At 51.7% G+C, this 12,513-nt stretch carries 7 protein-coding genes and 2 rRNA genes; all 9 read right to left on the bottom strand.

From position 1 onward, the window contains the following. Positions 1-6: 6 nt before the first annotated feature. Positions 7-2,932: ribosomal RNA gene (locus LOS79_RS32545) — 23S ribosomal RNA — on the bottom strand. Positions 2,933-3,253: 321 nt separating this feature from the next. Beyond that, positions 3,254-4,801: ribosomal RNA gene (locus tag LOS79_RS32540) — 16S ribosomal RNA — on the bottom strand. Together the 16S and 23S rRNA genes form the textbook arrangement of a ribosomal RNA operon. 518 nt (positions 4,802-5,319) lie before the next feature. Further along, the gene (locus LOS79_RS32535) at positions 5,320-6,774 is read right to left on the bottom strand and encodes a LysM peptidoglycan-binding domain-containing protein (RefSeq protein WP_315415235.1); all 1,455 of its coding nucleotides are present in this window, start codon (positions 6,772-6,774) and stop codon (positions 5,320-5,322) included. Positions 6,775-7,041: 267 nt separating this feature from the next. Next, positions 7,042-7,923, bottom strand: coding sequence for a branched-chain-amino-acid transaminase (ilvE, locus tag LOS79_RS32530; RefSeq protein ID WP_315415234.1), 882 nt, complete (start codon positions 7,921-7,923; stop codon positions 7,042-7,044). A 4-nt stretch (positions 7,924-7,927) separates the two neighbouring features. Beyond that, a complete protein-coding gene (pheA, locus tag LOS79_RS32525; RefSeq protein ID WP_315415233.1) occupies positions 7,928-8,815 on the bottom strand; it encodes a prephenate dehydratase in 888 nt (295 codons plus the stop codon). Next, entirely contained in the window at positions 8,812-9,792 is a 981-nt protein-coding gene (gene thrB, locus LOS79_RS32520; protein WP_315415231.1) for a homoserine kinase, read from the bottom strand. The genes pheA and thrB overlap by 4 nt, the downstream gene beginning before the upstream one ends. A 63-nt stretch (positions 9,793-9,855) precedes the next feature. Next, the gene (locus LOS79_RS32515) at positions 9,856-11,142 is read right to left on the bottom strand and encodes a homoserine dehydrogenase (protein ID WP_315415228.1); all 1,287 of its coding nucleotides are present in this window, start codon (positions 11,140-11,142) and stop codon (positions 9,856-9,858) included. A 20-nt stretch (positions 11,143-11,162) separates the two neighbouring features. After that, positions 11,163-11,600, bottom strand: coding sequence for an ACT domain-containing protein (locus LOS79_RS32510; protein WP_315415226.1), 438 nt, complete (start codon positions 11,598-11,600; stop codon positions 11,163-11,165). Positions 11,601-11,755: 155 nt separating this feature from the next. After that, on the bottom strand, positions 11,756-12,499 hold the full coding sequence (locus tag LOS79_RS32505; protein ID WP_315415225.1) for a zinc ribbon domain-containing protein: 744 nt from the start codon (positions 12,497-12,499) through the stop codon (positions 11,756-11,758). Positions 12,500-12,513: the final 14 nt, after the last annotated feature.

Below are 12,513 nucleotides of genomic sequence, written 5' to 3'. Positions count from 1 at the left end.
AATTCTTTGGATAAGCCCTCGACCGATTAGTATTGGTCAGCTCCATGCATTGCTGCACTTCCACCTCCAACCTATCTACCTCGTCGTCTTCAAGGGGTCTTACATACTGGGAAATCTCATCTTGAGGGGGGCTTCACGCTTAGATGCTTTCAGCGCTTATCCCGTCCGTACGTAGCTACTCAGCCATGCTCCTGGCGGAACAACTGATGCACCAGCGGTACGTCCATCCCGGTCCTCTCGTACTAAGGACAGCTCCTCTCAAATTTCCTGCGCCCACGACAGATAGGGACCGAACTGTCTCACGACGTTCTGAACCCAGCTCGCGTACCGCTTTAATGGGCGAACAGCCCAACCCTTGGGACCTACTTCAGCCCCAGGATGCGATGAGCCGACATCGAGGTGCCAAACCTCCCCGTCGATGTGGACTCTTGGGGGAGATAAGCCTGTTATCCCCAGGGTAGCTTTTATCCGTTGAGCGATGGCCCTTCCATGCGGTACCACCGGATCACTAAGTCCGACTTTCGTCCCTGCTCGACTTGTAGGTCTCGCAGTCAAGCTCCCTTATGCCTTTGCACTCTGCGAATGATTTCCAACCATTCTGAGGGAACCTTTGAACGCCTCCGTTACTCTTTAGGAGGCGACCGCCCCAGTCAAACTGCCCGCCTGACACGGTCCCCGTACCCGCTTAGGGTACCAGGTTAGAACCTAGATACGATCAGGGTGGTATCCCAACGGCGCCTCCAGCGAAGCTTGCGCTCCGCTATCTACGGCTCCCACCTATCCTGTACAGATCGTACCCAAATTCAATATCAAGCTGCAGTAAAGCTCCATGGGGTCTTTCCGTCTTGTCGCGGGTAACCTGCATCTTCACAGGTATTAAAATTTCACCGGATCTCTCGTTGAGACAGCGCCCAAGTCGTTACGCCATTCGTGCGGGTCAGAATTTACCTGACAAGGAATTTCGCTACCTTAGGACCGTTATAGTTACGGCCGCCGTTTACTGGGGCTTCGGTTCATAGCTTCGGGTTACCCCTAACCACTCCCCTTAACCTTCCAGCACCGGGCAGGCGTCAGCCCGTATACTTCGCCTTACGGCTTCGCACAGACCTGTGTTTTTGCTAAACAGTCGCTTGGGCCTTTTCACTGCGGCCCCCTCGGGCTATTCACCCTACCGAGGCACCCCTTCTCCCGAAGTTACGGGGTCATTTTGCCGAGTTCCTTAACGAGAGTTCTTCCGCGCGCCTTAGAATTCTCTTCTCGCCTACCTGTGTCGGTTTGCGGTACGGGCACCTTCTCCTGACTAGAGGCTTTTCTTGGCAGTGTGAGATCATGACCTTCGCTACTATAATTTTCGCTCCCCATCACAGCCCAGCCTTACGGTGTGCGGATTTGCCTACACACCAGCCTCACTGCTTAGACGGACATCCATCAGTCCGCGTCACTACCCTCCTGCGTCACCCCATCGCTCATAGCGGATTACGGTGGTACAGTAATTTCAAACTGTTGTCCTTCGACTACGCCTGTCGGCCTCGCCTTAGGTCCCGACTTACCCTGAGCGGACGAGCCTTCCTCAGGAAACCTTGGGCTTTCGGCGGATCAGATTCTCACTGATCTTTTCGTTACTCATACCGGCATTCTCACTTGTATGCTGTCCAGCGCTCCTTACGGTACACCTTCAACCCACATACAACGCTCCCCTACCCCTGATGCATTGCATCAAGCCATAGCTTCGGTGGTGTGTTTAGCCCCGTTACATTTTCGGCGCAGAGTCACTCGACCAGTGAGCTATTACGCACTCTTTAAATGGTGGCTGCTTCTAAGCCAACATCCTGGTTGTCTGTGCAACTCCACATCCTTTCCCACTTAACACACACTTGGGGACCTTAGCTGATGGTCTGGGCTGTTTCCCTTTTGACAATGGATCTTAGCACTCACTGTCTGACTCCCGGCAAGAAGGTAATGGCATTCGGAGTTTGACTGAGCTTGGTAACCCTTGCGGGCCCCGCACCCAATCAGTGCTCTACCTCCATCACTCCATTCACCGAGGCTAGCCCTAAAGCTATTTCGGGGAGAACCAGCTATCTCCGAGTTCGATTGGAATTTCTCCGCTACCCCCACCTCATCCCCGTATTTTTCAACATACGTGGGTTCGGGCCTCCAGTGCGTGTTACCGCACCTTCACCCTGGACAGGGGTAGATCACACGGTTTCGGGTCTACGTCCACATACTCAGTCGCCCTATTCAGACTCGCTTTCGCTGCGGCTCCGGCTTCTCACCTTAACCTTGCATGTTAAACGTAACTCGCCGGTTCATTCTACAAAAGGCACGCCATCACCCATAGATCGGGCTCTGACTTTTTGTAAGCACACGGTTTCAGGTTCTATTTCACTCCCCTTCCGGGGTGCTTTTCACCTTTCCCTCACGGTACTGTTTCACTATCGGTCGCCAGGTAGTATTTAGCCTTAGCAGATGGTCCTGCTGGATTCATACGGGGTTTCACGTGCCCCGCACTACTCGGGATCCGTCTCGGAGAGAACACAGTTTAGGCTACAGGGCTTTTACCTCTATCGCGGGCCTTTCCAGACCTCTTCACCTACCATATTCCTTTGTAACTCCATGTGAGACGTCCCACAACCCCAAGAGGCAAGCCCCTTGGTTTAGGCTGTTCCGCGTTCGCTCGCCGCTACTGACGGAATCACTATTGTTTTCTCTTCCTCAGGGTACTTAGATGTTTCAGTTCCCCTGGTCTGCCTCTGCACACCCTATGTATTCAGGTATGAGTAACTGTGCATTACCACAGCTGGGTTTCCCCATTCGGACACCCCCGGATCAAAGCTTGCTTACAGCTCCCCGAGGCAGTTTCGTTGTTCGCCACGTCCTTCGTCGGCTCCTGGCGCCTAGGCATCCTCCGTGTGCTCTTATTAGCTTAACCAGCGCTACGATGTTTGGCTGATTCGCTCATCTTGTTTTGAAGGCCACTCGCAGATTGCTCTACTCGTTATTGCCTTCAAAGCCAAAGGTCGCTTCATCATCCAAAATCTTCGCTTAGCATTACTAAAATATTGAAACTTGTTTGCACAAGTTCAGCTTAAAGGAATGTTCTAAAACGCAAATTCGTTTCGGTATCCAGTTTTCAAGGATCAAGTCTTACTTGAGAGTTTGAACTCTCAAAACTGACCAACGAGTGAGTAACTAACCGACCGGTTAGATTTAAGATTTGAATGTCTTCATTGCAGAAGACGATTCTCCATAGAAAGGAGGTGATCCAGCCGCACCTTCCGATACGGCTACCTTGTTACGACTTCACCCCAATCATCTACCCCACCTTCGGCGGCTGGCTCCCTTGCGGGTTACCCCACCGACTTCGGGTGTTGTAAACTCTCGTGGTGTGACGGGCGGTGTGTACAAGACCCGGGAACGTATTCACCGCGGCATGCTGATCCGCGATTACTAGCAATTCCGACTTCATGCAGGCGAGTTGCAGCCTGCAATCCGAACTGAGACCGGCTTTGCTGGGATTGGCTCCACCTCGCGGCTTCGCTTCCCGTTGTACCGGCCATTGTAGTACGTGTGTAGCCCAGGTCATAAGGGGCATGATGATTTGACGTCATCCCCACCTTCCTCCGGTTTGTCACCGGCAGTCACTCTAGAGTGCCCAGCCTTACCTGCTGGCAACTAAAGTCAAGGGTTGCGCTCGTTGCGGGACTTAACCCAACATCTCACGACACGAGCTGACGACAACCATGCACCACCTGTCTCCAATGCTCCGAAGAGGGGCACTATCTCTAATGCTTTCATTGGGATGTCAAGACCTGGTAAGGTTCTTCGCGTTGCTTCGAATTAAACCACATACTCCACTGCTTGTGCGGGTCCCCGTCAATTCCTTTGAGTTTCAGTCTTGCGACCGTACTCCCCAGGCGGAGTGCTTACTGTGTTAACTTCGGCACCAAGGGTATCGAAACCCCTAACACCTAGCACTCATCGTTTACGGCGTGGACTACCAGGGTATCTAATCCTGTTTGCTCCCCACGCTTTCGCGCCTCAGCGTCAGTTACAGCCCAGAAAGTCGCCTTCGCCACTGGTGTTCCTCCACATATCTACGCATTTCACCGCTACACGTGGAATTCCACTTTCCTCTTCTGTACTCAAGTCACCCAGTTTCCAGTGCGACCCCAGGTTGAGCCCAAGGTTTAAACACCAGACTTAAATGACCGCCTGCGCGCGCTTTACGCCCAATAATTCCGGACAACGCTTGCCCCCTACGTATTACCGCGGCTGCTGGCACGTAGTTAGCCGGGGCTTTCTTCTCAGGTACCGTCACTCCGGTAGCAGTTACTCTACCGGACGTTCTTCCCTGGCAACAGAGCTTTACGATCCGAAAACCTTCATCACTCACGCGGCGTTGCTCCGTCAGGCTTTCGCCCATTGCGGAAGATTCCCTACTGCTGCCTCCCGTAGGAGTCTGGGCCGTGTCTCAGTCCCAGTGTGGCCGTTCACCCTCTCAGGTCGGCTACGCATCGTCGCCTTGGTGAGCCGTTACCTCACCAACTAGCTAATGCGCCGCAGGCCCATCCTCAAGCGGCAGATTGCTCCGCCTTTCATTCTTCTCCCATGAGAAAAAAGAAATTATCCGGTATTAGCTACCGTTTCCGGTAGTTATCCCAGTCTTGAGGGCAGGTTGCCTACGTGTTACTCACCCGTCCGCCGCTAAGCATTCCCCGAAGGGAATACTCCGCTCGACTTGCATGTATTAGGCACGCCGCCAGCGTTCGTCCTGAGCCAGGATCAAACTCTCCAATTTGTATTGAAAAGAGCGATTGCTCATTTTGAAACATCTGACGAGAATTTACATTCTCTGTTTTGGAATCACATAAGTGAATTCCGATACTCACTCGTTGTTCAGTTTTCAAAGATCAAACTCGTTGTCAGCGGCGATTATCTCGTTGTCAGCGGCGATTATCTCGTCACCAGCAACTCTTATAATATATCATGTTTTCTTTTCGAATGCAACACTTATTTTTGATAAGATGCTTGCATTTCGCTTAGAATAACATGTCCAATCACGCTTCAAATATCCGCTTTATGACTGGATTTATAATATACCATGGACTTACCACAAAATACAACCATCAAAATTTACCATATCCCTAATATACACAAGCGTGTGTCTCGTATACTATCCGATTCAATCTATTAATGCAACTTTTCCGATTCTCTACCAGCCTTTCGTACGCTATAAATCACATGAAAAACGCAGGCAGGTCCGCAATTCCTATTGCGGTACCCGCCTGCATAATCACAACCTCACTTAAAGGCAGCTTAATTGGAGATCCACGGATTTTTATTCTTTTTGGCTGCGCTTGAACGGCTATTAGTGTTTGTGCGTGACTTGGAGCCGGATTTGGCTTTAGGCGCTGCCGGCTGGCTTGAGGTTTTCACCTTAGCTGCTGCCTTGGCTGACCCGCCTTTTACATTCTTGGCCGGTGAAGCTTCCGCTTGATTAATCTGCTCCTGAACTGCTAATTCCGGAACCTGAATTTCCGGCACACGGTTATGGACAGCATTCTCAGCTACGGGATAGATTGGATATGGCGGAATATTCGAAACCATAGGCTGCTCATATAGCGGGGATACAGCATTAGGCATTGAATTCATCCCAGCCATATATGGTGACACCATTCCTGCCTGCGGCATGCCGTAGACCGGCATAGTGTTGTACATAGGCTGCATAGGCTGCTCATACGGATAAGGCTGAATATGCATTCCTCCGCATCCGCAGGAAGGCCAAGGCAGATTGACCGGCTGGCTGCTGTAATCAGGAGATACAAACGAAGCATTATCACTGACAGGACTAACAGCAGGCATAGACATATTGTTATAATCCGGAGCCATATTAGGATTCCAGCCGTTCCAGCCGCCAGGATATTCATTCGCGGGATATACGCTGCCCGGATAAATGAACGGTGGCGGGCAATCCGGCATAAATGCTGCCGGCTGAATGAAATTCGGGGCCGCATTTACATCCATCATTCCCATCGGTTCATACACAGGGTAGACCGGCGGACAATTCATAAAGTACGGATTTTCGTTTAGTCCCGGGTATCCCTCCGACTTCTCACATTGAGCTGGCTTATTTTCGCTGAAGACTGCAGGTTCTGTCTTCGTTTTGTGTGCTTCCTTAGGCATTTCATACGTCATTGCTTCCTGGGCAGGAACAGAAATCTGCACAAATAAGCTCTTGGACTCATGGGTGATTTCCTGAATGGGCATAACTTCCGGTGCCTTATTAGGAACAGGCGCTGGAAGCGGAACAGCTTCAGCAACGGGCGATACTGCGGCAGGCGGATTTTCAATTGGCCCCGTATAGGTTTTGCCGCCAATGGCTGTTTTATCGATTACTGCAGGAGCAGCTACAGATTCAGCCTGGATAGGAGCGGTGTTCCCTTTCTTCGGAATATTGACTACTTCACCGATCATCAGGGCATTGGGATTCTTAAGCTGCGGATTGGCATCGATCATATCTTTAAGTGTAATCCCCCATGCTTTGGAGAGCTTCCATAAGGTATCACCTTGCTTGACGGTATGCTTGTAATAGATGTTGTTATTGTCAGGTACAGGTACCGGGGCTGCAGGTATTTTGACCTTATCCCCTACGGCAAGCACATCAGGATTACTGATCTGCGGGTTAGCCTCAATTATTTTTTGCAGCGGCACTCCATACTTTTGCGATAACGCAAACAGCGAATCGCCTTGCTTCACAATGTGTATTTTCACGCAGCATTTACCTCCTAAATTTTTATGAGCATAGACTTCTTGAGTCCCGGCATCCGCAGGCCGTGTTGTGACAACCACCAGCGGAAGCATGCGCCGGAGTTCATCAGGATGCCAATCTGCCTGAACGGCGCCTACACCCCGCTTGAACCGGTATATGCGGTACAGCCGCCTCCTTCGTTACTACATCTTATGCAGCCCATGGGCGAATGACATCCCAAAAACAAAAAAAATCCTCCCATGTCTCCATGAGAGGATTGATGCTCTATTCTATTCCCAGACTTTATAACCGTCTTTATCGACCACATTACGGAACTCTTCAAGCAGCTGCAGGGTGATTGGCCCGGCTTGGCCTGAACCGATGATCCGGCCGTCGATCTCCCGGGCAGCAATAACTTCAGCTGCCGTACCGGTGAAGAAGACCTCATCGGCAATATACACATCATGCATAGTGAACGGCTCTTCCTTAAGCGGCAGGCCCAGCTTCTCACACAGCTCAATGATCGCGAGCCGGGTAATGCCCTCAAGCGCACCCAGATAGCAAGGAGGCGTGTATACTACCCCTCTTTTAATGATAAAAATGTTGTCGCCCGAGCCTTCAGTCACATACCCTTGGGCGTTCATCATAATCGCTTCATCGGCCTCGGCCAGATTGGACTGGAGCTTCACCAGAATGTTGTTGAGGTAGTTAAGCGACTTGATCTTAGGGTTGAGCGCATCCGGCAAGTTACGGCGCTGGGATACAGATACGGCGCGCAAACCGTTCAGATAGGCCTGTTCCGAGTAGATCGCCAGCTGCTCTACAATAATGATGACACTCGCTTTGGGACAGCGGCGCGGGTCAAGCCCCAGGTTGCCGGGACCGCGGGAAACAATCAGGCGGATGTATCCGTTGCGCATATCGTTCAGGCGGATAGTTTCAGCCATAGCTTCCAGCATCTCATCATAAGTGAGCGGAATCTCCAGCATGATGGATTTGGCCGAATCGTACAGCCTGTCCAGATGCTCTTTGCATTTGAAGATATTGCCGTTATAAATACGGATACCTTCAAAAATGCCGTCCCCATATAAAAAGCCGTGATCAAATACGGATACCTTTGCATTGTCCTTCGTTACATGTTGCCCGTCCAGATAGATCCATTGTTCAGCCATGAAATTACTGCACCTCCGCTTTCTCTTCCTCATAGGTGTATGTGGGATAGGACCCCAGAACCCGTACCTGACAGCCCAGGGCTTTGATCTCTTCGATCGCTCCCGGGAGCAGCACCGACTCTATAGGCTCCAGCACATCAATATAGAAATAATAAGTACCCAGCTTCTTCTTCGTCGGCCGTGATTCAATCCGCGATAAATTCAGCTTCCGCCATGAAAATGCAGCCAGCACCTGATGCAGTGCACCAGGGAAATCTTCAGGCAGCGTTACAAGAATGCTTGTCTTGTCCCCGCTGCTCTTCCGCGGAAGCTCCAGCTTCTCCGGACCCACCAGTACAAACCTTGTGTAGTTGTTGTTGTGGTCTGTAATCTGCCTTTCCACAACCTCCAGCCCGTGCGTTGCTGCACCGAGTGAAGTGCCGATGGCTGCCCATCCTTTGCCGGGATTATTCTTGACAATCTCCACAGCCTCGGAAGTGCTTCCTACAGATTCCAGTTCAGCCCACGGTGCCGCCTTGCGGATAAACTGCAGGCACTGGGCCATGGCGACCGGATGGGAGAGGATTTTGACAAGCTTCGTATAATCCTTATGCCCGTCTTCACCCGTAAATTCCCGCGGATTACTGATCAGATTCTGAACCGACGGAAAGATCCACTCCGCCTGCATCGGCAGGTTCACCTCGTTAATAAGCCAGTCAATATGCAGACTAACCGAGCCTTCAATCGTATTCTCGATCGGAATGACACTGTAATCAGTGGTTCCGTCCGCGGTAGACAGAAAGACATCGGAGATCAGCTTATGATGCTCAATGCGGACAGGCTTACCGTCAAACAGATGCAGCAGCGCTTCATGCGACACCGAGCCCAAAGGCAATACCGCTATTGACTTCATGAATGTAATTCTCCTTTTATCATATCCAAAAATGATCCGTTTTGCATCCCGTTTCTTTCCAGCAGCTCTGCAGTGACACCCGAGCTGCAAGGAGTCAGCCACAGGGTGCGGGCAGAGATTCCCTGCTCCTGCATTGTTGCAAGCAGGAAGCGTTCGAGCTCCTGCTTCCGCTGCTCCCTCCGCTCAACCAGGCATAACAGTGTCGGGCCCGCTCCGCTAAGCGCGATCCCCAGGGCACCATGCGCCGGCGCCTCGGCCAGCAGCTTCTCCATCCCGGGCACGAGCGGTGCACGGTACGGCTGGTGCAGCCGGTCCTGCATAGCTCTCCCGACCATATCCAGCCTGCCGGCTGCAAGTGCGGCGGTAAGCATCGAGGTCCGGCTGATGTTATGGACAGCATCGCCCATAGTAACTTCAGCAGGCAGCGCCTTTCTCGCTTTGACAGTCTCCAGTTCGAATTCAGGGATAATCACAAGGACTTCCAGCTCCTGCGGAGGCTCAATCCGGATATAATCGGCATGCTCACCATCCCAGACCGCCGTGATAATTCCCCCGAAGAGTGAGGCACCGACATTATCGGGATGCTTCTCAAGCGCAGTAGCCATATCGAATAGCTTCGCATCATCAAGCGGTGAACCAATCATAGCATTTGCAGCGGCCAGTGCGCCAATAATTGCTGAAGCACTGCTGCCGAGGCCCCGGGTCAGCGGAATATCCGAGTACATTGAAATGGACAGCTCAGGGACCTGAACCCCCGCTTCCTCAAAGACCATCTGGGCAACCCGGTACAGCAGATTGCTTTTATCACGGGGCAGGTCGGCCATCTCATCACCGTAAAGGTGAAATACGGTCTCCGCCGACTCTTCCATTTCAATCCAGGCATACAGCGGCAGGGCCATACCCAGTGTATCGAATCCAGGGCCGAGATTGGCTGTACTGGCCGGGACTTTAACTCTAGACCTTCCGTAAATACTCATGGCGCTTGAAATCTCCTTCAATAGTTTTGCGGGCAAACCGGTGAAGCCGGGCATGCACGGGGGTTAGCCTTCGACGCGGTAATGGCTTTTGATCCGGTGGATCACCTTCAGCTGTTCCAGATGGCGCAATACTTTATTCATACTCGCCTTGCTGGCGTTATGCGTCACAATAATAATTTCTGCATCAGGGTTATTAGGATTTGCCTGTTGTACCACGGAATCCAGACTGACATCATACTCTGCAAACACCATAGTAATCTTCGCCAGAACACCGGCTTTATCATCTACATGCAGCAGCAGGAAATTTTTATAGAAAATATCCTCATCACTCTTCAGCTTCTTCTGCTTGTAGGGAACAATCTGCTTGAGCCCGTTCACACCCAGCTTCAGATTCTTGATCACGGCTACAAGATCAGCCACAATCGAGGTAGCGGTAGGCATTGCCCCTGCACCTGCGCCGTAGAACATCGTCTCCCCGACCGCTTCGCCAAACACATACACCGCATTAAACACCCCGTTCACCGAGGCAAGCGGATGTCCGGCCCGGATCATCGTCGGCTGTACACTGATGCTGAATTCCTCATCCTGGCATTCGGCAATGCCGAGCAGCTTCATCTCATAGCCCAGTCTTTTGGCAAAAGCGATATCTTCCTTGCTTACACTGGAAATACCGCTGACACTGACATCGCTCAGTTCAACATTAGTCCGGAAACCGAGCGTACCCAGTATAGCCATCTTGCGTGCCGCATCCAGGCCCTCCACATCAGAGGTAGGATCAGACTCCGCGTATCCAAGCTCCTGTGCTTCCTTCAGCACATCATGGTAAGAAGCGCCTTCCCGGCTCATTTTGCTAAGTATGTAATTAGTTGTCCCGTTCACGATACCCATAATCTTCATGATCTTATCGGAGGAGAAGCCTTCAATAAGCGTGCGGATAATCGGAATACCGCCAGCAACGCTGGCTTCGTAGAATACATCGCACTGCTTCTCCTGCGCCTTGGCCAGAATCTCTGAGCCATGCAGAGCCATCAGGTCCTTGTTCGCAGTGACGATATGCTTGCCGCGCTCCAGCGCCTCAAGAATGTACTCCTTCGTTCCCGCGATACCGCCCATCACTTCAACAATGACATCAATTTCCGGGTCGCGGATTACGGCCCATGGATCATCAGTGATCTTGGACGGATCGACTAGGATATCGCGGGGCTTCTCGGTATTCTTCACAGCAATACGTTCAATAAGAATCGGCGAGCCCACCTGGCTGCTCAGATCCTCCTGATTTCCTTCAACGATACGGACTACTCCCGTACCTACTGTACCCAGACCCAGCAGACCTACTTTAACCGGCTTCATTGTTTTCCTCCTAAAATTTACTACCCCTGTCCGATAATCAGCGCCCGCTTCACGCCCGGGATCGCCTTTAGACTGTCCAGCAAATCACCCAATTCTTCATTCAGATGGGAAATTTCGATGGAGATTACCACATTGGCCCGCCCCTGCAGCGGAATACTCTGATTGATGGTCAATACATTGGCTCCGTGAACAGCTACAGAACCCAGCACCTTGGACAGCATACCCGACTCATGCTCCAGATCAATGGAAATCGTCACGATACGCTCACGTTCCAGCTGATGGATTAAGTGAATCCCGTCTTTGTATTTATAAAAAGCGCTGCGGCTAAGCCCGACCTGTTCCACGCCCTCGTGCACCGTTTTCGCATCTCCTGCTTCCAGCAGCTGCTTGACCTGCATGGTCTTCAGTACCGCATCGGGCAATATGTCCTCCCGGACCAAATAATAGCGTTCTTTCACGAACGTCCTCACCCCAAAGACTTTTGTGTGTACATAGTGGACATTATACGTGATGGCAGACTGAAATTGCAACAACTTTTCAATTCAAAATAAAGGCTATTCCTTCCCAGACAATCAGGAGGAACAGCCTTTTCTGGTATGCGCTCTACTGCTGATCAGCTGTAAGAGATGGTCGTGCCGCAATAGTCGCAGCTCTTGGGCTGGTCAGGCGAGACGGTATTCTGTGCACCGCAGCCCGGGCAACGGACCGATTTCGGCTGCTGCTGAGGCCTTGGCGGCTGATACGGGGGCTGTTGTCCGCCTGCTGCTGAGAACGCCGCCCGGCTCTGGGGAGGCGGAGGCGCATCCGTTCCTTCGCTAAACAGCAGCCCGGAGTCCAGCACTCCATACTTGCGGAGATATTCCAGATCCCTGTTCACATCACTCTCACTTTGGCCGGTGCGGTCAGCCAGGTTTCCGGTATAGCGGATTCTTTCATCCGTAATCAGGTATACATAATTGTTCGCCAGCTGTGAGAACCGGAATCTGGCTTTGGCCGCTCCCTTGGCAAAGGCTGAAGCAGGCAAGAGCAAAGCAAGGGCAAACAGAATCAGCATCATAATAAGCGTTGTGGTATCTATCCCCGTACTGAAAATTCCAAAGAGCACAAAGCCCATCATCTGCACAAAACCGCCCACAAATACATGGTAAAGCAAACTGTGATTGACGGCTTTGCGGTAGTTTTTATAGTGCGTTCCAATTAAGCGTATTAAAGCAAGCACAAGCCCGAGCGGCATAAACAGGTAGCCCACTCCGATAATCACATAATCAAAGGTAGTCCGCTCATATTTAGGCAGACTGTCCGAAGGCTGGCCTTCCCTGCCTGGCAGCAGGCCGCCCAGCGAATTCACTGTACCCATTCTTCCTCTTCCTC

This window comes from Paenibacillus sp. MMS20-IR301, from assembly GCF_032302195.1.
GTDB lineage: Bacteria > Bacillota > Bacilli > Paenibacillales > Paenibacillaceae > Paenibacillus_AQ.
This window is presented reverse-complemented; position numbering and strand designations above follow the sequence as displayed.

Excerpts from the sequence above, each read along its gene's own strand:
- LOS79_RS32505 (WP_315415225.1), bottom strand. The coding sequence starts at position 12,499 with ATGGGTACAGTGAATTCGCTGGGCGGCCTGCTGCCAGGCAGGGAAGGC.
- pheA (WP_315415233.1), bottom strand. The coding sequence starts at position 8,815 with ATGAAGTCAATAGCGGTATTGCCTTTGGGCTCGGTGTCGCATGAAGCG.
- thrB (WP_315415231.1), bottom strand. The coding sequence starts at position 9,792 with ATGAGTATTTACGGAAGGTCTAGAGTTAAAGTCCCGGCCAGTACAGCC.
- LOS79_RS32515 (WP_315415228.1), bottom strand. The coding sequence starts at position 11,142 with ATGAAGCCGGTTAAAGTAGGTCTGCTGGGTCTGGGTACAGTAGGTACG.
- ilvE (WP_315415234.1), bottom strand. The coding sequence starts at position 7,923 with ATGGCTGAACAATGGATCTATCTGGACGGGCAACATGTAACGAAGGAC.